The sequence below is a fragment of the Achromobacter sp. RTa genome (assembly GCF_000757485.1).
GTDB lineage: Bacteria > Pseudomonadota > Gammaproteobacteria > Burkholderiales > Burkholderiaceae_B > Achromobacter.
This window is the reverse complement of the sequence record NZ_JPYO01000033.1, coordinates 242-21,544: the sequence shown is the minus strand read 5'-3', so window position 1 is coordinate 21,544 and position 21,303 is coordinate 242. Positions and strand designations below refer to the sequence as shown.

The 21,303-nt window shown below is 66.6% G+C and carries 17 protein-coding genes; 11 read left to right on the top strand and 6 right to left on the bottom strand.

The genetic code is table 11. The features are described 5' to 3' along the window. Positions 1-121: 121 nt before the first annotated feature. Positions 122-1,021: a lipid A hydroxylase LpxO gene (lpxO, locus tag JL37_RS11480; protein ID WP_043544203.1), complete on the bottom strand. Its 900-nt coding sequence runs from the start codon at positions 1,019-1,021 to the stop codon at positions 122-124. A gap of 117 nt (positions 1,022-1,138) precedes the next feature. Here lpxO and dnaE point away from each other — a divergent pair, with 117 nt between their 5' ends. The 7 genes from dnaE to JL37_RS11445 all read left to right on the top strand — a co-directional run bounded on the left by dnaE (position 1,139) and on the right by JL37_RS11445 (position 10,634). Next, entirely contained in the window at positions 1,139-4,630 is a 3,492-nt protein-coding gene (gene dnaE / locus JL37_RS11475) for a DNA polymerase III subunit alpha (protein ID WP_043544202.1), read from the top strand. Continuing rightward, entirely contained in the window at positions 4,630-5,730 is a 1,101-nt protein-coding gene (locus tag JL37_RS11470; RefSeq protein WP_043544200.1) for a glycosyltransferase family 4 protein, read from the top strand. The genes dnaE and JL37_RS11470 overlap by 1 nt, the downstream gene beginning before the upstream one ends. After that, the gene (locus JL37_RS11465) at positions 5,727-6,575 is read left to right on the top strand and encodes a polysaccharide deacetylase family protein (RefSeq protein ID WP_043544199.1); all 849 of its coding nucleotides are present in this window, start codon (positions 5,727-5,729) and stop codon (positions 6,573-6,575) included. Before JL37_RS11470 ends, JL37_RS11465 begins: the two co-directional genes overlap by 4 nt. After that, the gene (locus JL37_RS11460) at positions 6,572-7,324 is read left to right on the top strand and encodes a glycosyltransferase family 2 protein (protein ID WP_043544198.1); all 753 of its coding nucleotides are present in this window, start codon (positions 6,572-6,574) and stop codon (positions 7,322-7,324) included. The genes JL37_RS11465 and JL37_RS11460 overlap by 4 nt, the downstream gene beginning before the upstream one ends. Next, the gene (locus tag JL37_RS11455; RefSeq protein WP_043544197.1) at positions 7,321-8,430 is read left to right on the top strand and encodes a glycosyltransferase; all 1,110 of its coding nucleotides are present in this window, start codon (positions 7,321-7,323) and stop codon (positions 8,428-8,430) included. Before JL37_RS11460 ends, JL37_RS11455 begins: the two co-directional genes overlap by 4 nt. A 355-nt stretch (positions 8,431-8,785) precedes the next feature. Next, positions 8,786-9,511, top strand: coding sequence for a polysaccharide deacetylase family protein (locus JL37_RS11450; protein ID WP_156124285.1), 726 nt, complete (start codon positions 8,786-8,788; stop codon positions 9,509-9,511). Next, positions 9,486-10,634, top strand: coding sequence for a glycosyltransferase family 4 protein (locus tag JL37_RS11445; protein WP_043544195.1), 1,149 nt, complete (start codon positions 9,486-9,488; stop codon positions 10,632-10,634). The genes JL37_RS11450 and JL37_RS11445 overlap by 26 nt, the downstream gene beginning before the upstream one ends. A gap of 252 nt (positions 10,635-10,886) precedes the next feature. Here JL37_RS11445 and JL37_RS11440 read toward each other — a convergent pair whose 3' ends face one another. From JL37_RS11440 to JL37_RS11430, 3 genes are read right to left on the bottom strand one after another with little or no spacing between them, the layout of a single operon-like run. Continuing rightward, positions 10,887-11,162 carry a YkgJ family cysteine cluster protein gene (locus JL37_RS11440; RefSeq protein WP_369798544.1) on the bottom strand — a complete coding sequence of 92 codons (276 nt, stop codon included), beginning with the start codon at positions 11,160-11,162 and terminating at the stop codon, positions 10,887-10,889. Then, on the bottom strand, positions 11,159-11,923 hold the full coding sequence (locus JL37_RS11435) for a YdcF family protein (protein WP_043544192.1): 765 nt from the start codon (positions 11,921-11,923) through the stop codon (positions 11,159-11,161). Before JL37_RS11435 ends, JL37_RS11440 begins: the two co-directional genes overlap by 4 nt. Before the next feature lie 12 nt (positions 11,924-11,935). Next, positions 11,936-12,907 carry a glycosyltransferase family 9 protein gene (locus JL37_RS11430; protein WP_043544190.1) on the bottom strand — a complete coding sequence of 324 codons (972 nt, stop codon included), beginning with the start codon at positions 12,905-12,907 and terminating at the stop codon, positions 11,936-11,938. Between the two features lie 105 nt (positions 12,908-13,012). On the opposite strand from JL37_RS11430, the gene msbA reads away from it, so the two are divergent. The 4 genes from msbA to JL37_RS11410 all read left to right on the top strand — a co-directional run bounded on the left by msbA (position 13,013) and on the right by JL37_RS11410 (position 18,704). Then, positions 13,013-14,788: a lipid A export permease/ATP-binding protein MsbA gene (gene msbA / locus JL37_RS11425; protein ID WP_043544189.1), complete on the top strand. Its 1,776-nt coding sequence runs from the start codon at positions 13,013-13,015 to the stop codon at positions 14,786-14,788. A 144-nt stretch (positions 14,789-14,932) separates the two neighbouring features. Beyond that, the gene (locus tag JL37_RS11420; RefSeq protein WP_043544188.1) at positions 14,933-16,744 is read left to right on the top strand and encodes a monovalent cation:proton antiporter-2 (CPA2) family protein; all 1,812 of its coding nucleotides are present in this window, start codon (positions 14,933-14,935) and stop codon (positions 16,742-16,744) included. A 121-nt stretch (positions 16,745-16,865) separates the two neighbouring features. Then, positions 16,866-17,096, top strand: coding sequence for a hypothetical protein (locus JL37_RS11415; RefSeq protein WP_043544187.1), 231 nt, complete (start codon positions 16,866-16,868; stop codon positions 17,094-17,096). Between the two features lie 135 nt (positions 17,097-17,231). Then, entirely contained in the window at positions 17,232-18,704 is a 1,473-nt protein-coding gene (locus JL37_RS11410; protein ID WP_043544185.1) for a sensor domain-containing diguanylate cyclase, read from the top strand. A gap of 23 nt (positions 18,705-18,727) precedes the next feature. On the opposite strand, the gene JL37_RS11405 is transcribed toward JL37_RS11410, so the two are convergent. Then, positions 18,728-19,429 (bottom strand): DUF3053 domain-containing protein, encoded by a 702-nt coding sequence (locus JL37_RS11405; RefSeq protein ID WP_043544184.1) that lies wholly within the window; start codon positions 19,427-19,429, stop codon positions 18,728-18,730. Positions 19,430-19,631: 202 nt separating this feature from the next. Continuing rightward, positions 19,632-21,095, bottom strand: a complete 1,464-nt coding sequence (rng, locus tag JL37_RS11400; protein ID WP_043544345.1) for a ribonuclease G — start codon at positions 21,093-21,095, stop codon at positions 19,632-19,634. Positions 21,096-21,303: the final 208 nt, after the last annotated feature.

Genomic DNA, 21,303 nt, shown 5'->3' with positions numbered 1-21,303 from the left:
CCCTTATGGGATGCTCGCCCGGTCAAAGTGGATTTCCCCGGGTGTCAGACACCGACGACACCCGAGCGTTGCGTGCTGTCGTCGGTGTCAGACACTGGCCCGAACCCTCGTCCTGTGCCCCCTACAGCGCCAGGAACCCCAGGATGACGAGGGCGATCAGGCCGTACTTGGTGGCCTTGTAGACGTTGCGGTTCCAGGCCTTGAAGGCCTTGCGCTTCTGGTCGATGACCCAGTGCGCGTGCGTCAGCTTGTTGATGGCGCCGGTCTGGTCGCCGCCGTCGTTGGGCGAACTGGCCGCCGACATCACCACCCGGCCGAACCAGCGGTTGAAGGCCTCGGCCCAGCGCCATTTCAGCGGGCGCTCGACGTCGCAGAACAGGATGATGCGGTTCTGTTCGCTGCGGTTGTAGGCTTCGTGGACGTAGGTCTCGTCGAACACCACGCTTTCGCCATCGCGCCAGCTATAGGTTTCGCCGTCGACGATGATGTGGCAGCGGTCGTCGTTGGGCGTGACCAGGCCCAGGTGGTAGCGCAGGGACCCGGCGAACGGGTCGCGGTGCCGGTTGAGCTGGCCGCCGGGCGGCAGCTCGGCGAACATCGCGGCCTTGACCTTGGGCAGGGTCTTCAGGATGGCGACCGTCTTGGGGCAGAGTTCTTCGGCAGACGGGTGGCGCGCGTCATACCACTTCAGGTAGAAGCGCTTCCAGCCGTACTTGAAGAACGAATTGAAGCCGATGTCGTTGTGGGTGTCGGCGGCCTTGATGCGCCGCAGCTCGGCCATCTGCACGGCCTCTTCGCGGATCGTCTCCCAGTGGTCGTCCAGCACCTTGAGTTCGGCGATCTCGCTCGTCGTCAGGTAGGGGGTGGGCGGCACGCGCGAAGCCAGCACCATGAAGGCGTTGATGGGGGCGAGCAGCACGGAGTGGTCCAGCAGTTGCCGGCCCAGCGGCAGCCTGACGCGGCCGCGGAAGTGCGCAAACAGGATGGCGGCCAGCCAGATCCCGGGGATTAGCCATTTCATACGTAAATCTCGTGCAGCAATGGGTAAGTCACGTTCAAGGGCTATTGTTACACAGGCCACCTGACTGGCCGCTTCGAATCGTCCGGCTCGCCGGCTTTGCCCGGTACAATTCCGCCTATGTCCGAAGCCGTAACAAACCCGTCCCCATTTGTTCATCTGCGCGTTCACTCCGAGTTCTCGGTCGTGGACGGCATCGTGCGCATTCCCGATCTCATCAAGCGCGTGGCCAAGCTGGGCCAGCCCGCCGTCGCGCTGACCGATCTGTCGAACCTGTTCGGCCTGATCAAGTTCTACAAGGGCGCGCGCGGCGCGGGCGTGAAGCCCATCGCGGGCTGCGACGTCTGGCTGTCGAACGACGATGATCCCGCCAAGCCTTTCCGCCTGCTGCTGCTGGTGCGCAACCACAAGGGCTATCTGAATCTGTGCGAACTGCTCACCAAGGCCTTCCTGACCAACCAGGGCAAGGGCCGCGCCGAAATCCGGCGTGAATGGCTGCAGGGGCAGGACGGCCTGATCGTCCTGTCGGGCGGGCGCGGGGGCGACGTGGGGCAGGCGCTGGATGCGGGCAACGCCGTGTCGGCGCTGGCGCTCGCGCGCCAGTGGGCGCACCTGTTTCCGGGCAGCTACTACATCGAGCTGCAGCGCGCCGGCATGGACGGCGACGAGGCCTACACCCAGGCCGCGATGCGCCTGGCGGCCGAGGCCGGCCTGCCGGTGGTGGCCACCCATCCGGTGCAGTTCCTGGACGAATTCGAATTCCAGGCGCACGAGGCCCGGGTCTGCATCGCCGAAGGCGAGATCCTGGCCAACCCCCGCCGCGTGCGCCGCTTCAGCAAAGAGCAATACCTGCTCAGTTCCGAGGAAATGGCCCGGCGCTTCGCCGACGTGCCCTCGGCCCTGGCCAACACGGTGGAAATCGCCAAGCGCTGCAACCTGAGCCTGGTGCTGGGCAAGCCGCGCCTGCCCAACTTCCCCACGCCCGAGGGCGTGACGCTGGACGACTACCTCGTCCAGCTGTCGGAAGAGGGCCTGGAAAAGCGCATGCGCTTCCTGTTCCCCGACGACGCCGAGCGCGAATCCAAGCGCGAGCAGTACTACGAGCGGCTGCGCTGGGAATGCAAGACCATCATCCAGATGGGCTTCCCGGGCTACTTCCTGATCGTGCAGGACTTCATCAACTGGGGCAAGAACAACGGCGTGCCGGTGGGCCCGGGCCGGGGTTCGGGCGCGGGTTCGCTCGTGGCCTACGCGCTGGGCATCACGGACCTGGACCCCATCCGCTACGACTTGCTGTTCGAGCGCTTCCTGAATCCCGAGCGGGTCTCCATGCCCGACTTCGATATCGACTTCTGCCAGGACAACCGCGAACGGGTCATCGACTACGTCAAGGAAAAGTACGGCCGCGCGGCCGTCAGCCAGATCGCCACTTTCGGCACGCTTGGCGCCAAGGCGGTGGTGCGCGACGCAGGCCGCGTGCTGGACATGCCCTATATGTTCTGCGACGGCCTGTCCAAGCTGATCCCGTTCAACCCGATGGATCCGTGGTCGCTCGAACGGACCCTGAAGGACGAGCCGGCCTTCAAGGATCGCTACGAGCAGGAAGAGGAAGTGCGCGCGCTGGTGGACCTGGCGCAACCCCTCGAAGGCCTGACCCGCAACATCGGCATGCACGCCGGGGGCGTGCTCATCGCCCCGGGCAAACTCACTGACTTCTGCCCGCTGTATTGCCAGCCCGGTCAGGAAAACAGCGCGGTTTCGCAGTTCGACAAGGACGACGTGGAGGCCGCCGGCCTGGTGAAGTTCGACTTCCTGGGCCTGCGCAACCTGACCATCCTGGACTGGGCCGTGCGCTACGTGCGCCAGTTCAACGAAGACAAGCGCGACTTCGACGTCATGGCCCTGGCGCTGGACGATCCGGCCGCCTACAAGATCCTGTGCGACGCCAACACCACCGCCGTGTTCCAGCTGGAATCGCGCGGCATGAAGGAACTGCTCAAGAAGCTGCGGCCCAACACGTTCGAAGACATCATCGCCATGCTGGCCCTGTATCGTCCGGGGCCGCTGGAATCCGGCATGGTGGACGACTTCGTCAACCGCAAGCACGGCCGCGCCGCGGTCGACTACTTCCACTCCGACCTGGAAGCAACCCTGAAGAGCACTTACGGGGTCATCGTCTACCAGGAACAGGTGATGCTGATCTCGCAGATCATCGGCGGCTATTCGCTGGGCGGCGCCGACCTGCTGCGCCGCGCCATGGGCAAGAAAAAGCCCGAGGAAATGGCCAAGCACCGGGAGCTGTTCGAGAAGGGCGCCAAGGAAAAGGGCCACGATCCCGACCTGGCGGTCAAGCTGTTCGACCTGATGGAGAAGTTCGCGGGCTACGGCTTCAACAAGTCGCACTCGGCCGCGTACGCGCTGATCTCGTACCAGACGGCATGGCTCAAGGCCTACCATCCGACGGAGTTCCTGGCCGCGACCATGTCCTCCGACATGGACGACACGGACAAGGTGCAGATTTTCTGCCGGGACGCCCAGGACAACGGCGTCGAGGTGCTGCCGCCGGACGTCAACTTCTCGGGCTACCGCTTCGAGCCGGTGGCCGACAAGCACACCAAGAACGGCAAACCGCCGCGCACCATGCGCTACGGCCTGGGCGCCGTCAAGGGCACGGGGCAGGGCGCCGTCGAAGACATCCTGCGCGCGCGCAAGGAAGGCGGCCCGTTCCTCAACCTGTTCGACTTCTGCCGCCGCGTCAGCAAGCACGCGGTCAACCGCCGCACCATCGAAGCCCTGATCAAGGCGGGGGCCTTCGACACCATCGAACCCAACCGGGCGGCCATGCTGGCGTCGGTGCCCACCGCGATGGAAGCCGCCGAGCAGGCGGCCCGCAGCGCCAACCAGGCCTCGCTCTTCGGCGACGACAGCAGCGACGTGGTGGCCGGCGAGCTGGCCAAGGTCCCGCCCTGGGACCTGCACAAGAAGCTCACCGAAGAAAAGACCGCCCTGGGCTATTACTACAGCGGGCACTTGTTCGACGCCTGGCGCGACGAGGTGCGGCGCATCGTGCCCATGCAGCTGGCCCGCGTGGAGCCGCAGCGCGACCTGCAATGGATGTGCGGCGTGCTGGCCAGCGTGCGCGTCATGATGACGCGCCGGGGCAAGATGGTGTTCGCCGTGCTGGACGACGGCACCGCGCAGGTAGAAATTTCGGTCTTCAACGAACTCTACGAGAAGCACCGCAATCGCCTGCGCGAGGACCAGCTCGTCATTGTCCAGGGCAAGGTCAGCAATGACGATTATTCCGGCGGCATGCGCATCGTGGCCGAGCAGCTTTATGACCTGCAACTGGCCCGCGAGGCGCGGGCCAAGTCGCTGCGCGTCAAGCTCAACGGCAGCGCCGACGCGGTCCGCTTGCGGCAGATGCTGAACCCGTTCCGGGCCGAACCCGAGAACGGCATTCCCGGCGTGCCCGTCGACATCGTTTATTCCAAGAACAATTTCCTGTGCACCGTGCGGCTGGGCGAGGAGTGGCGGGTCCGCATGGCGGATACGCTGCTGGCGAACCTGAATGAATGGACCAAGCCGGACGGGGTCGAGGTGACTTATTGATGCGTAGCCTGCGTATCGTTCACTCGGAGGCCGCCACCAGTTTCGGCGGCCAGGAAGGGCGGATCTTCAAAGAGATGACCGCCATGCGCGCGCGGGGTCACCACATGGAGGCCATCTGCCAGCCCAAGGCGCTGCTGGCGGAACGCCTGTCGGAGGCCGGTTTCACCGTGCATACGCTGGAAATGGACGGCGTGGCGAACTACCTGAAAGGCATCGCCACCATACGCGGCATCCTGCGGGAAGGGCGTTTCGACGTGCTCAACACGCACAGCCGGCGGGATACGGTCATCGCGGCCGCCGCGGGCCGGCTGGCGGGCACGCCGCTCATCGTGCGCACGCGCCACCTGTCCAACAAGGTGGGCTCGCTATGGTCCTACACTCGCCTGCCTCACCGCGTCACGACGGTCAGCGACCACGTGCGCCAGCATCTGATCGACCGCGGGGTGCCATCCGAACGGGTGGCGACGGTCTATTCGCCCATCGTGCTGCCCCCGCCGGTCGAACGCTCCACCCTGCGCGAGGAACTCGGCCTGGCCGATGACGATATCGTCGTGGGCTGTGTGGCCGTCATGCGCGCGACCAAGGGCCACAAGGACCTGATCGACGCGATCGCGCCCTTGATGGCCAGCCGGCCCAAATTGCATCTGGTGTTCGTCGGCGGAGGCTCGCCGGTGTTCGAGCAGACGCAGGCCTATGTGGCCGAACGCGGGCTGCAGGACCGCATCCACCTGATGGGCATGCGGCGCGACGTGCCCAATCTGCTGGCGGGCTTCGACCTCTTTGCGCTGGCGACCCAGCAGGAGGCGTCCGGCACCGTCTATGTCGAGGCGCAGGCCAGCGGCCTGCCCGTCATCGGCACGGACGTGGGCGGCGTGTCCGAGATGTTCCGCAACGGGGAAACCGGCATCCTGGTGCCGCCCAAGGACGCCCGCGCCCTGACGGACGCGCTGCAGCGCCTGGTCGACGATGCCGGCCTGCGCCGCCGCATGGGCGAAGCCGGCCGCAAGATGGTCTGGGACGAGGGCGTGTTCTCGCCCGCCCGGCTGGCGGAAACCACCGAGGCCGTCTACACCAAGTGGCTGGCGGAGCGCGCGGGATGAACGCGCCCAACGTACCGGTGCTGATGTACCACCACGTCACGCCCGCGGGCGGCATGATCGCGGCGACGCCCGACGTCTTCGAATCCCAGATTTCGCGCCTGGCGCGCGCCGGCTACCAATCGCTGTCGGCCGAGCAGTTCGCGGCCTACCTGGCGGGCGGCGACGCGCCCGAGCGGTCCGTGCTGATCACCTTCGACGATGGCTACCTGAACAACTGGGTGCACGCGCATCCGGTGCTGGCCCGCCACGGAATGCGCGCCATCCTGTTCACCATCACGGGCTGGATAGGCGACGGGCCGGTCCGGCCGCACGCAGGCCAGGGCGGTCCCTTGCCCGCCACGCCGGACCACGACGCCTGCAAGCAGCTGGTGGCGGCGGGACGGGCGGACGAGGCCATGCTGCGCTGGAGCGAGATCGAGGCCATGCGGGCCGCGGGCACCTTCGAATTCCATTCCCATACGCATACCCACACGCGTTGGGACAAGGTCTGCGGGGCCGATACGGACGCCAAGCGCGCGCATATCGCGCAGGAGCTTCGGGACTCGCGGGAAACGCTGGAGCGCCGGCTGGGCCAGGCAAGCGACCATCTCTGCTGGCCACAGGGCTATTTCGACGCCGACTACGTGGACGCGGCCCGCGAGGCGGGGTTCCGCCACCTGTACACTACCGACCCTTTCGGCCAGAACTCCCCCGGCGCGGATCCCGGGCACATATACCGTTTCGCGGTGCGCAACCAGGGCGGTTCCTGGCTGAACCGGCGCATCTGGCTGTCGCGCGACCCGTTCTGGGGGCCGCGCTTCCATGCCTGGAAGGCTTGGAAAAAGCGTCTTAGGAATCGCGGATGAAGTTATCAGTCATCATCATCACCAAGAACGAGGCGGCCAACATCGCCGCCTGCCTCAAGTCGGTGGACTTCGCCGACGAGTTCATCGTCGTCGATTCGGGCAGTACCGATGGCACGGTAGAGCTGGCGCAAGCCCTGGGCGCCCGGGTCGAAGTCACCTCCGATTGGCCGGGCTTCGGGCCCCAGAAGAACCGCGCGCTGGATCTGGCGACGGGCGACTGGGTGCTCTCCATCGATGCCGACGAGCGCGTCACGCCGGAGCTGGCCCGGGAGATCCAGGAAGTGCTGGACGCCCCGCAGGCCGATGCCTACGAGATCGCGCGCCTGTCGAATTTCTGCGGCCGCGACATCCGCCACAGCGGCTGGTGGCCGGACTACGTGTTGCGCCTGTTCAAGCGCGGCAGGGCGCGCTTCACTGACGCCGCGGTGCATGAACGCGTGGTGCCGGCCAATGGCCAGCCCCTGAGGATGCGCGGCTATTTCCATCACTATCCGTATGACAACCTGGACGCGTTGATCAACAAGGTCAACCGCTACTCGTCCGACGCCGCCGCCATGATGTACGCCAAGGGCCGGCGCACGTCGATTTTCGGCGCGCTGGGGCACGGGTTCTGGACCTTCGTGCGGATCTACCTGATCCGGCGCGGCTTCCTGGACGGCAAGCACGGCCTGGTCCTGGCAGTCACCGCGGCCGCGGGCAGTTTCTTCCGCTATTCGAAGCTGATGTTCCTGGCCGACAAGAAAAAGTGAAGATCCTCTATACCAACTTCCACGGCGGCAACGGCGGGGGGCACGTCACCTACATCATCAATCTGGCGAAGGCGCTGTCCAAGGACCACCAGATCACGGTGGCGGTGCCGTCCACCAGCCGGCTGTACCGTTACGCCCAGGCCATCCCCGGCGTGCGGGTCGAGGGCATGCAGTACACGACGCGCCCGTCGTCCTGGTTCAAGGACCGCGCGCGGCTGCGCCGGCTGATCAAGGACGGCGGCTACGACATCATCCATTCCAACGGCTCGGCCGACCACAAGCAGGTCATGCTGGCTACCCTGGGCATGTCGCGGCGGCCGCGCATTGTGTTCACCAAGCACAACGATCATCCCTTGACGAGTTTCGGGCACAAGTTGCGGGTGGCGCTGGCCACCGACCACGGCATCGCCGTCAGCGACTACGTCCATGGCCTGATGGCGCGATCGCCTTATGGCAAGCGCCCCATCACCACGATCCGCCATGGGATCGACACCGACTACTTTTCTCCGCCGGCGCAGGAAGGCCTGGACGAACTGCGGACCCGCATCTTCGGGCCGGGCTGGCAGGACAAGCTGCTGCTGGGCAGCGCGGGCGGCACCGACTACGACAAGGGCTGGCTGGACCTGGTGGCGGCCGTCGCCGCCTTGCCGCCTGCCGACAAGGCGCGGGTGCTGCTGATGGTCGCTGGCGATCCGCCGAATGAGGCCAAGCTCGCCCGGGTGCGAGAACTGGGCATGATCGACCAGGTCAAGTTTCCGGGCCTGCTCGACGACGTGCGGCCCGCCCTGGCGGCCTGCCATGCCGGCTTCGTGCTGTCCTACCGCGAGGCGCTGTCCTTCGCCTGCCGCGAGATCATGAGCCTGGGGCTGCCCGCCCTCGTCAGCGACGCAGGCGGCCTGCCCGAAAACGTTGCGGACGGCGTGAACGGCTGGATCGTGCCCGCGCGCGACGTGCCCGCCATCGCCGCCAGGCTGCGCTTCATGCTCGACCACCCCGACGCCCTGCGCGCCATGGGCGCCAAGGCCCGGGAAACCAGCGTGAACGACTTCAACCTGAAACGTTTCGCCGCCGCCACACTGGACGTCTACCAACGCACCCTGGCCTGAGCCGTCCAGCACCCGAGCCGCCAGGCCGCCCCAAGGCTGGACAGCCCCGGGGGAAGAGGGCGGTCGACCGCCTCGGCCCTCCACAAAGACAGCCGCGCCGCCGCCAGGCCGCCCTAAGGCGGCGCAGCCCCCCCGGGGGGCAGCAAGCACGCGTAGCGTGCGCAGCGTGGGGGCTTCATCCCTCCGCCGCCAGGCCGCCCTAAGGCGGCGCAGCCCCGGGGGTGATCGACTGTTTCGACGCCCTCCATAAAGACAGCCGCGCCGCCGCCAGGCCGCCCTAAGGCGGCGCAGCCCCCTCGGGGGGCAGCAAGCACGCGTAGCGTGCGCAGCGTGGGGGCCCTTATAATCCGTCCCTATGTCTATCCCTATACTCATGTACCACCAGATCGGCGAACCCAACCCCAAGGGCACGCCGTATCGCGGGTTGACGGTGCACCCTTCCAGCTTCGCCCGGCAGATGCGCTGGATGCGCCGGCTGGGCTATCGCGGCCTGTCCATGCGGGACGTCATGCCCTACGTGCGCGGCGAACGGCAGGGCAAGGTGTTCGGCATCACGTTCGATGACGGCTACCGCAACGTGCACCACAACGCCATGCCGGTACTGAGCGAACTGGGTTTCACCGCCACCAACTATTTCGTGGCTCGCCAGTTCGATGGCGGCAATGTATGGGACCTGGAAAAAGGCATCCCGTTCTCGCCGCTGATGACCGTGACCGAAATGCGGGAATGGGCGCAGGCGGGCAACGAGGTCGGCTCGCACACCCTGGACCACGTCCACCTGCCTGAAATGGCGCCCGAGGAAGCCCGCCGTCAGATCGTCGAATCCAAGGACGAACTGGAGCAGGCGCTGGGCGCGCCCGTCACCGCTTTCTGTTATCCCTATGGCGATCACGGTCCGGAACACCGGGCCATGGTGCGCGAGGCCGGATACGACAACGCCACGCTGACCCAGCGCGGCCTGGCGGGCGCTTCCGACGATCCTTACGGGCTGCCCCGGGTGACTGTGGCTCGCTCCACCCATATCGTCCGTTTCCTGCAGAAGTGCCTGACCCGGTATGAAGACACCCGCCGGCGCCGCTGAGCGGCGGCTCCGCATCGCGCTTCTGGTCGACCGCTTCGGCAATCGCTTCGGAGGCGCGGAAGCCTATGGCGTGGAGCTGATGCGCGTGCTCGGCCAGCGCCATGACGTGTCCGTCGTGGCGCGCGATTTCGACAGCGAGCTGCCATTTTCCTTCCTGCCCGTGCGCTTCCCGGGCTGGCTGCCCAGCTGGATGCGGGTGCTGTATTTCGCCTGGCGCGCCGACCGGCTCACCCGCGGACGCTACGACATCGTGCATTCGCACATGAACGGCTGGGCCGGTGAAATCCAGGTCATGCATGTCACTCCGGTGCGCTACAACCGACTCACACGCGTCAAGCCGCTGCAGCGCCTGACCGCCTGGCTCAGCCCGCGCCTGGCCACCTACCTGCTACTGGAATGGTTCCGCGTGCGCACGGCGCCCGCGCGCCGGGTGGTCGCCGTTTCCGGCCTGATCATGGACCAGCTGCACCGCAGCTATGGCCCGCAACTGCCTGTGGACATCATCGCGCCGGGGGTCAAGTTGCCCACGGCCGCGCAAAAGCAAGGGCGCGACGAGACCCGCGCCCGCCTGGGGTGGGGCGCCGATACCGTCGGCTGCCTGCTGGTCGCCCGCAATCCCTTGCGTAAAGGCCTGCCGGCCCTGCTCGACGCGCTGGGCAAGCTGCCGCCGCAATACAAGCTGCTGGTCGTGGGCGCGGACGAGCCCACGCGCGAGCGCGTGCGCGCCGCAGGCGCCGTCGCCGGCCGGGTATCGCTGGTCGATCCCACGCCCGACGTCGCCAGCTACTTCAGCGCGGCCGACATCTATGCGCACCCCACGCTGAACGACAGCTATGGCATGGCGCCCCTGGAGGCGATGTCGCATGGCTTGCCGGTCGTAGTGAGTTCGCCCGCTTATTGCGGCTTCGCGCAGTATCTGTCCGCAGGCAAGGACGCGCTCATCCTGCAGGACCCGCGCGACGGCGCCCAGTTGGCGCAAGCGCTGGAGCGGCTGGGTTCGGAGCCCGAACTGCGGGCGGCCCTGGCGGAACGCGGCCTGGCGATCGCCCGCGACCAGAGCTGGGAGGCGGTCGCGGCGCGCTACGAGGCGCTATACGAAAAAGTGCTCTCCGAGCGCCCCTGACCGCAACCCACACACCCGGCCAGCGCCGGTCTCAGTGTCTGACACCCCCACGAGACACTCGCCCAAGCTGAAGCAGCGTTCCCGGGTGTCTGACACCCATCGGTCCAGTGTCTGACACCCCCACGAGACACTCGCCCAAGCTGAAGCAGCGCTCCCGGGTGTCTGACACCCATCGGCCCAGTGTCTGACACCCCCACGAGACACTCGCCCAAGCTGAAGCGGCGTTCCCGGGTGTCTGACACCCACGCCCCCTCACCCCGCCGGCGCCGTCATCCGCTCCAGTTCACCCAGCCAGTAAATCGCATGCTCGCGGTCGGCGCCGCACATCTCGGCCTGTGGCTGCAGCCCGCCGCAAAAATCGGGGCGCGAAGGCTGGCCGAATATCGCGCAGCGCATGTCCGGCAGCAGCTGGATACAGGGCACGCCGGCCGGCTTGCCCTGCGGCATGCCGGGGATCGGCCGCGTGATCGACGGCGCGATGCAACAGGCGCCGCAACCGGGCCGGCAGGCGAGCGTTGCCGCGCTCATACCCATCCGCGCAGCCAGTAGACGAAGAGGCCGGCGTATTCCTTGATGATCGAGCGGCTGGCGTCGAAGGTGCGCTGGTCGGGCAGCCACAGCGCAAGCGAGCCGTCCGCGGGCGCCACGATCTGCGGCGGCGTGGGAGCCGCGATGGCCTCCACCCCTTGCTTGGAAAAGGCCGCCATCGCCCGCGGCATGTGCAGCGCGGAGGTCACCAGCAGGATCTTGCCGATGCCGCGCGACTTGAGCTTGTCTTCGGTCAGGGCGGCGTTTTCGTACGTGGTGCGGCTGGAGTTTTCCAGGATCAGCGCCGATTCCGGCACGCCTTGCTGGCGGATGTTGTGGGCCATGCCCCGGGCCTCGCTCACATCGCCTTCGAGCGCGCCGCCCGACAGCAGGACCTTGGGCGCGCGCCCCGCGCGATAGAGCTCGGCGGCCGTATCGATGCGCACGATAGCGGTGCCTTTGTCGTAGGGCAGGAACCAGTTGGCGCGGCCGTTGGCGGTATTGCCGCCCAGCACCACGATGGCGTCGGCAGTCGGGGATTCCGCGGGAGGCAAGTGCGGGTAGCGGGACTCCAGCGCTCCGCCCAGCCAGAGCGACGTAGCCGGCAGCGACCAGAACAGCGCCCACAGCAGGCCGGTCCCGATGAGGGCGACGCCGGTCTTGCGGAGCCGGACCCAGCCCAGCGCCAGTCCGATCACGACCAGGGTCATGCACAGGTTGTAAGGAATGATCAGATTTGCGAGATAACTGGAAAGGGGCATTTCAAATCCTGATTACTGCGTCTCGTGCAGCAGGGTTTCAGCCTGTTGCACGACTTCCTCGGCCGATGGCCAGGCGTTTTCGGCGCCCAGGCACACCGCTCGAGGCGACCACGGCCCGGTCCGGCCGGGGCGGGTGACGCCGAACAGGGTGAGCTCCCTGGCGGCGGCGGCCGCCGCGACGTGCGACACACCGGAATCGTTACAAATCACCAGTGCGGCCCTGGCCGTCAGCGCCGCGAAGGCGCCCAGGGACAGGGGCGGCAGCAGCAGCGCCGTCGGCGCATTGCGCCGGGCTTCCTCGGTCTCGGCCGGAGGGGGGCACATTACCACGGTATGGCCCAGAGCCTGGAGGGCGCGGGTAAGTGTATCGAATCCTGGCCAGACCTTGATCCTGCCCTTGTGCAGGCCCGTGGCCGTCGGGGCGATCAGGACGAAACGCTTGCCGGCCAGCCCGGCCGCTTCCAGCGCCAGGGAGGCGGCATCGCGGTGGGCGGCGGTCAGGGGCAGGTCCAGGGTCGGGCCAGGTTCGGCGGGGCCGCTGGGCAGTCCCCAGCGCCTCAGGGCTTCGCGCGTCAGGTAATGCCAGGACTGGACGGCGTGCAGGGAATCGTCGGGCTTGGAGACCGGCCAGCGCAGCAGGAAGCTGCGGCCGTCATCGCGGTAGCCCGCCGAGGGCACGCCAGCCAGCCGGAACACCAGGGCGCTGGACAGGGAGTCGGGCAGCAGCAGGCCCCGCGCCCGCCGGCCCTGGGCGCCCAAGGCGCGCCGGTGGGCGCTGACGGCCGCGCGGTCGGGCCCGACCTTGCCCCGCATGGGGATGAAATCCTGCTTGGCCACGCCCTCGAGGAGGTCGCGGGCCCAGGGACGGGCACAGATCACCAGGGGCAGGCCGCTGGCGTGCAGGGCACGCAGGCTGGGCAGGCTCATGCAGACATCGCCCACCCAATTGGGCAACCGGACGTACAGACAACTGATATCGGACATGGATGGGCGCTGGGCGCGTTAGGGCTAAGAGGGGCGGTCCGGGCAGCGCGTCTGCGCGCAGCCGGTACAATTCTCGCCACAATTGTATAAAAGCGAGTGATCCCTTTGAATTCTGCTGCACGCCATGCGCCCGCGGGGTCCCAGCCCGTCAAAGCCGAACTTTGGAGGCGGATCTACAGCCGCGTAGGCTCCTACTGGAAGGGCTTGCTGCTGGCCATCCTGCTGATGGCGGGCGCGGCCGCCACGCAACCCGTCCTGGCCGTCATTATGAAGCCTTTGCTGGACGGAGGCTTTTCCGGGGCCAAACCCTATTACGTGTGGGCGCTGCCGCTGGCCGTGGTGGGCCTCATCCTGCTGCGCGGCATCTGCAACTTCTTCAGTGATTACCTGCTGGCCTGGGTCGCCAACAATGTGCTGCTGGGCATGCGGCGCGACATGTTCGAGCGCCTGCTGGGCCTGCCGGACGCCGATTTCAAGCAGGGCGACACCGGCCGCCTGCTCAACCGCTTCACGATCGACGCGGGCAACGTCACCGGCTACGCCACCGACGTCATTACGGTGCTGGTCCGGGAAACCCTGGTCGTCATCGCCCTGATCTGCGTGCTGCTGTACATGTCATGGGTGCTGACGCTGATCATCCTGATCATGCTGCCCGTCTCGGTGCTGATCTCGCGCTTCTTCATCCAGCGCCTGCGCCGCATCAACCGCGAAACCGTCAACATGAACGCCGAGCTGACCCGGGTCGTCGGCGAGGGCATCGACGGCCAGCGCGTCATCAAGCTGTTCGACGGCTACGAGGTCGAGCGCGGCCGCTTCGATTTCGTCAACCGCCGCCTGCGCCGGTTCGCCATGCGCACCGCCACGGCGGACGCCGCGCTGACGCCGCTGACCCAGGTATGCATTTCGATCTCGGTCGGCGCGGTCATCGCCGTGGCGCTCAGCCAGGCCAACAGCGGCGCGCTCACCGTGGGCAGCTTCGCCTCGTTCATGGCGGCGCTGGCCCAGATCTTCGATCCCATCAAGCGCCTGACCAACGTCGCCGCGCGCATGCAGAAGATGCTGGTATCCGCCGAAAGCGTATTCACGCTGATCGACCAGGTCCCCGAAGGCGATGCCGGCACCAGGGAACTGTCCGAGCCCGTGCGCGGCAAGGTCGAGTTCCGAGCCGTGTCGCACCGTTTCCCGGACGCCGACCGCGATACCGTCAACGACGTTTCCTTCGTCGTCGAGCCCGGCCAGACCGTCGCCCTGGTGGGCCGTTCGGGCAGCGGCAAGACCACCCTGGTCAATATGCTGCCGCGCTTCGTGCTGGCCGACAGCGGGCAGATCCTCGTGGACGATGTGCCCATCGGCGACCTGACGCTGCGCAGCCTGCGTTCGCATCTGTCGCTGGTCAGCCAGGACGTGGTGCTGTTCGACGATTCCATCGCCGCCAACGTCGGCTACGGCGCGCTCGGCAAGTCCAGCGAGCAGAAAGTGCGCGACGCCCTGGCGGCCGCCAACCTGCTGGAATTCGTGGATGGCTTGCCGCAGGGCATGAACACCCCCGTGGGCGAGAATGCCGCCCGCCTGTCGGGCGGCCAGCGCCAGCGCCTGGCGATCGCTCGCGCGCTGATCAAGAACGCGCCCATCCTGATCCTGGACGAAGCCACCTCCGCGCTCGACAACGAGTCCGAACGCCAGGTCCAGGCCTCGCTGGAGCGCCTGATGAAAGGCCGCACCACGCTGGTCATCGCGCATCGCCTGTCCACCGTGCAGAACGCCGATCGCATCATCGTGCTGGATGCGGGCAAGATCGTCGAGCAAGGGCCCCACGCCGAGCTGCTGGCCGCCGACGGCCTGTACGCCTCGCTCTACAAGATGCAGTTCCGCGAGGACTGACCGCAGCCCTTCGCGCCCGGCCTCGCCCGGGCGCGTTTCCTCCTGTCGCATTTCCGGATTGCCAAGCCGCCGGATTGCCGGAAAATGGCGCAAGGCCGGCGGCGCCCAAGGCGCCGCGGCTCGCCGTGCATCCAGGAGCGTTCCATGTCCCTGCCTTCCGAAGGCAATCAGCTCGTCAACGTCGTCGTCCTGCTGGGAGCCGCCGTTGTCGCGGTTCCCTTGTTCAAACGTCTGGGCTTGGGATCCGTCCTGGGCTATCTCGCCGCCGGATTGGCCATCGGCCCCTTCGGCATGGGGTTTTTTTCGGATCCCAAATCCATCCTGCACGTGGCCGAGCTGGGCGTGGTGATGTTTCTGTTCATCATCGGGCTGGAAATGCAGCCTTCGCGCCTGTGGAAGCTGCGGGGCGAGATATTCGGCCTGGGCGTGGCGCAGGTGCTCGCCTGCGGCGCGCTCCTGACCGGTGTCGGCCTGCTGGCCGGGCTGTCCGGCCCGGCGGCCTTCATGGCCGCGATGGGCTTCGTGCTGTCGTCCACCGCGATCGTCATGCAGATACTGGCTGAACGCGGCGAGGCCGCCAGCGGGCAAGGGCAGCGCATCGTGTCCATTCTTTTGCTGGAAGACCTGGCCATCGTTCCCCTGCTGGCCCTGGCCAGCCTGCTGGCGCCGGCGGGCGGCGTCCAGCACGGCGATGGCGATCCCTGGCTGCAGGCGGCCATCGCGGTGGGATGCATACTGGCCCTGCTGGCGGCCGGCCGGTGGCTGCTCAACCCGCTCTTCCGGCTGCTGGCGGCGGCGCACGCCCGCGAGGTCATGACCGCCGCCGCGCTGCTGGTGGTGCTGGGGGCGGCGCTGCTGATGGAACTCGGCGGCCTGTCCATGGCCATGGGGGCCTTCCTGGCCGGCGTCCTGCTGTCCGAATCCACCTTCCGCCATCAGCTCGAGGCGGAGGTCGAGCCCTTTCGCGGCATTCTTCTGGGTCTGTTCTTCCTGGGCGTGGGCATGTCCCTGGATCTCTCCGCCGTCGTGCGCGAATGGCCGCTCATCCTGGCGGCGGTCATTGTCTTCATGCTGGTGAAATCAGCCGGCGTGTATGTGGTGGCGAGGGCGCTGCGCGCCACCCATGCCGAGGCCATGACCCGCGCCGCCCTGCTGGCGCAGGGGGGAGAGTTCGCCTTCGTGCTGTATGGCGCGGCGGCGGCCGCCGGCATATTCGATGCGCACACCGGCGCCGTGCTGACGGCGGTCGTCATCATTTCGATGGCTTTCACGCCGCTGTGCGTGCTCGCGCTGCGCTGGCTGCTGCCCAAGCCCGCGCCATCCATGGAAGACGTGGACGTGGCCAAGGACCTGGACGGCTGCGTGCTCATCGTGGGGTTCGGCCGCTTCGGCCAGATCGTGACCCAGGCCATGCTGGCGCGAGACCTGAAGGTCTCCATCCTGGATACCGACACCGACGCGATCCGGGCCGCGGCCAAGTGGGGCGTCAAGGTCTATTACGGGGATGGCACCCGCGTCGACATGCTCCGCACGGCAGGGGCGGAGAACGCCTGCGTCATCCTCATCTGTATCGACAATCCTGTCTCGGTCAACCACATGGTCAAGCTGGTCAAGGCCGAGTTCCCGCTGGTCAAGGTGGCGGTGCGGGCCTATGACCGCATTCATTCGCTGGCGCTGGCCAAGGAGGGGGTGGATTACCAGGTGCGCGAAACCCTGGAATCGGCGCTGGCGTTCGGCGAGGCCGCGCTGCGCGTGGTCGGGGTGCCGGCGGACGAAGCCGCCGAGGTGGCCCAAGACGTCCGCAAGCGGGATACCGAGCGTTTCGAGCTGGAAGTGGCGGGCGGGCTGTTCGCCGGCCGGTCGCTGCTGTACGGCAATATGAGCAGCGCGCCCGACGGCAAGAACGACAAGCCCGACCGCGAGGCCACCGAAACGGCGCCCAGTCCGCTGGCGTAGGCCAATATTTCCTTTTATTCGCGTTACGTTACGCATCATTTCACGCGCAAGCCCCGGTGACTAAGGTAGATTAATCCGCACAGACTCTTCGCCCATGAAGAGCTTTTGCCAGGGGGCTGCCATGCTGCAATCGGATCGGATTTCCACGACACCGCAAGCTGTTGGTATAGAACTGGCCCGGCGCCAGGCCACGGCCTTGCGCTGCGGGTTTTCCGCGGGCTCCATGCGCCAGCTGCTTTCGCAGACGGGCGGAACGGGGCCCGCGTGGTCGATCGGCGCGCACCGCGAGACCGACAGGGCCAGGGGCGCCAAGGCCTTTCCCTTCCGCATCGCGGCGGTCGCGGCATCCTGAGGGCGGGCTGGGCGCTGCGTCCCTTTTTCGGCGTGGATCTTGCGTCCAAGGCCGGGGATCGGCATTATCGGCAAGATGAATTCCCACTAGCCATGGGCTGCGATATCCCGACGTCCCTTGCGTAGGAGCGCCGTATTGAAGTCTCGCAGGCTTGTTCATCATGCCTTGTATGCATTGGCGGTGCTGCTCGCGGTCGGCATTTGCGCCGCGGCCATCGCGCTGCTCTGGATCGACCGACGCGTCACCTGGGACGCGGCCCACGTGTCCGCCCGGAACATCACGGGAGTGCTGTCCGGAGACATCAGCCGCACCGTGCATCTCTACGATCTGTCGCTGCAAGGGGTGATAGAACGCCTGGGAGAGCCGGGCATGGAGCGCGTCGAACGCGCAACCCAGCACCGCTTCCTGTTCGACCGCTCGTCCACGGCCGAGTACCTGGGCGCGATCGTGGTGGTGGATAAGGACGGCAATATCCGCTACCACTCCGGCTCGCTGGATCCTCCCGCCGTGAATTTCGCGGATCGGGATTTTTTCCAGGTGCACCGCGACGCCGACGACATCGGCCTGTACGTCAGCAGGCCGTACCACAGCCGCATGCGCGGCGGAGACGAGAGCATCGCCATCAGCCGGCGCCTGTCCAATCCGGACGGCAGCTTCGCCGGCATCGTGGGCGGTTCCTTGCGCCTGGCCTATTTCCGCGATCGCTTCGCCGCGCTGTCGATTGGCGAGAGGGATGAGATCGCCATCTTCCGCAACGACGGGGTGGTGCTGCTGCGCAACCCCTATTCCCTGTCGGACCTGGGCAGCGACATCGGCATGTCCCTGGATTTCCAGCAATTCCTGATCCGCCGTGAAGGTTCGTTCGTGGGCGTGCTGTCGCCGGACGGCGTCAATCGCCTCTACACGTTCGCAACCATCGAGGGCACGCCGCTGATCCTGGACGTCGCGATGGACGTCGACGAAGTGATGGCGCCCTGGATGCGCCGCGCGTTGCTGGTCGTGCCGGTCACCGGGGCGCTGTTCCTGTCCGTGGTGGCGCTGATCGTATTGTTTCGTCGCGAGATGAGCCAGAGGCAGGTGATCGAGGCCCGGCTGGAGGCTCAGGCGCAGACCGATGGGCTTACCGGCATGCCGAACCGCCGCGCGTTCGACGAGGCGCTGGCGCGGGAATGGTTGGACGCGCGCCGTGAGCGCGCGCCGCTGTCGCTGCTCTTCCTGGATGCAGACCACTTCAAGCGGTACAACGATCGCTACGGCCACCAGGAAGGCGATGAATTGCTGAAGGTGCTGGCGCTCGTGCTCAAGCAGAAGGCCCGGCGTCCGCGGGACTTGGCGGCACGTTACGGAGGGGAGGAATTCGTGGTGCTGCTGCCCGATACCAGCGGGCAGCGCGCGGAGGCGGTCGCCGAAGGCATCCGCCAGGCCATTGCTGGCTTGCGCGTGCCGCATGAGGACAACGGGGCCGGCATCGTGACGGTCAGTATCGGTGTCGCGACTGCGATACCGCTGGCCGAGGACATGGAGGCCAGCCTGGTGGAGGCGGCCGACGCCGCCCTGTACCAGGCCAAGGAGGCGGGCCGCAACCGCGTGGCGGTGGCCGGCGAGTGAGCCGCCGGCATGGCCCTGGCCGCTTAGCGGCCGACCATGACGGCCTGCATGCGCGTCTGCGCCTGCTGCACGTTCTTCGCTTGCGCGTTCAGGTCCTGCAGCAGCTTGTTCAACTCGGCTTGCACGGCCGGGTCCTGCACTTTGACGATCGGGCCGGACATATCGATCTGCGCGGCATGCGCGGCGACATAGTCGGCGATCTTCAGGCTGGCGTCGAACGTCGCGTTCAATTGAGGCAGCGTGTCGCGGAAGGTATCGGCCGGCAGGCTGACAGTCTTTTCATAAGCCTTGTCGTACACGGCCTTCAGGTCTTCCGGCTGCTTGAGTTGCGCATGCGCGGCATCGGCCTTGGCCTGCTCCGCCTTCAGCGCGGTGCCCATTTCGTTCAGCGAAACCTGCACTGCCTTGATGTCGTCGCGGCGCGCCACGACGTCGTTCAGCGAGCGCACCGCGCCCTTCTGCATGATGCCGGAAAGCGGCTTCACGGAGGCGTCCATGCCGGCGTTGAAGTCGGTGATGACGGCGTAATGGGCAGCGTAGTCGCCAAAGGATTTCTTCTCCTCGTCCGTCAGCTTCGGCACCCGCACGCCGGGCTTGTCCACGATGCGGGTCTGCAGGAACTGCGTGAACGCGGCACGCTGTTCGGGCTCCTTGTCGCCGCAGGCGGCCAGCAGAAGCGGCAGCGCGGCGGCCAGCACCAGGAACGGACGGAATAGGGACTTCATCATTGACCTCCGAAAGCAAAAGAATGGGCGCATGCAGGCCATCGCCCGCAAAGCGCCCGCAGCTTATCGGCTCGCTCGTCTTGTCGCCATCGGTTTCAAGTTTCATTGCAAACGAATCGTTAAGACACACAATTCATACACAATGACGTGAATTCCCGAGGCGCACCTGTTATGAGCGTGGGGCTTGTCGGTTGGACAGTCCCTAGACGAGGATTATGTCGTACTGTTCTTGGGAGTAGCGGTTTTCCACTTCCAGGGATACGCGCTTGCCCACGAAGTCGCCCAGCATGGCCAGGTGCTGGCTTTCCTCTTCCAGGAACAGGTCGATCACATCCTGGGATGCCAGGATGCGGAATTCCTTGGGGTTGAATTGCCGCGCCTCGCGCAGGATTTCGCGCAGGATTTCATAGCAGACGGTGCGCGGCGTGCGCACGTTGCCACGCGCCTCGCACATGGGGCAGGGCTCGCACAGCTGGTGCGCCAGCGAATCGCGGGTGCGCTTGCGGGTCATTTCCACCAGCCCCAGCTGCGTGAAACCATTGACCGTCATCCGTGTGCGATCGCGCGCGAGCGCCTTCTTCAGTTCCGCCAGCACGGTTTCGCGGTGTTCCTGATCCTCCATGTCGATGAAGTCCAGGATGACGATGCCCCCCAGGTTGCGCAGGCGCAGCTGCCGCGCGATCGCCTGCGCCGCTTCCAGGTTGGTTTTGAAAATGGTGTCGTCGAAGTTGCGCCCGCCGACGAAACCGCCGGTGTTCACGTCGACGGTGGTCAGCGCCTCGGTCTGGTCGATGATGAGGTAGCCGCCCGACTTCAGGTCCACCCGGCGGGACAGGGCGCGGGCGATCTCCTCGTCCACGTTGGCCGTGTCGAAGAGGGGGCGCTCGCCGCTGTAATGCTGGATGCGGTCGACGACCGATGGGGTATAGATGCGGGCCCATTCGAGCATGGCGGCGCTCGTCGTGCGGGAATCCACGAGAATGGCGCCGGTGCCGGGGCCCACCATGTCGCGCAGCACGCGCTGGGCAAGGGTCAGGTCCTGGTGGAGCAGGGCGGGGGCGGGCTGGGTCCGAGCGGCGGCCTGCACGCTGGTCCAGAGCTTGCGCAGGTACTCCAGATCCGCCGTCAATTCTTCGTCGTTGGCGCCTTCCGCCTGTGTCCGTACGATAAAGCCGCCTTTCTCGTCGGCCGGCATCAAGGCCTGCAGCCGTTCGCGCAGCAGGATGCGTTCGGACTCGGTGTCGATCTTCTGCGAAATGCCGATGTGCGGGTCGTGGGGCAGGTAGACCAGCATCCGTCCCGCCATGCTGATCTGCGTGGACAGGCGGGCGCCCTTGGTGCCCAGCGGGTCCTTGACCACCTGCACCATGATGGTCTGTCCCTCGAACAGAAGCTTCTCGATGGGAGTGGGGGTGAGCCCCTGGCTGCGTTCTCCCCGGTTCTCCCGCAAGTCCGCTATGTGTATGAAGGCGGCGCGCTCCAGCCCGATGTCGATGAAGGCGCTCTGCATGCCGGGCAGCACGCGGACGACCCGCCCCAAATAGATATTGCCCACATGGCCGCGCTGGATGCTGCGTTCCACGTGCAGCTCCTGCACCGATCCTTGTTCCACCAATGCAACGCGGGTTTCGAAGGGGGTGACATTGATCAGGATATCTTCGCTCATGGCGATGGCGGGGGGCATAGGGTGTTCGTCTCCAGGTAGGTGCGGCGTACAAGGCGAATAGTAAACGCACCCATTCCATAGGCAAGCCGCCGAGCGAGCATAGCCTTGCCTTGGCTATATATATAAGGAAGTACGAAGGCGGCGCGGCGTGTGCCGGCACGAGAATGGCGTCGGCGGCCAGCCAGGACTGCCTGCGGCACAGGGCCTA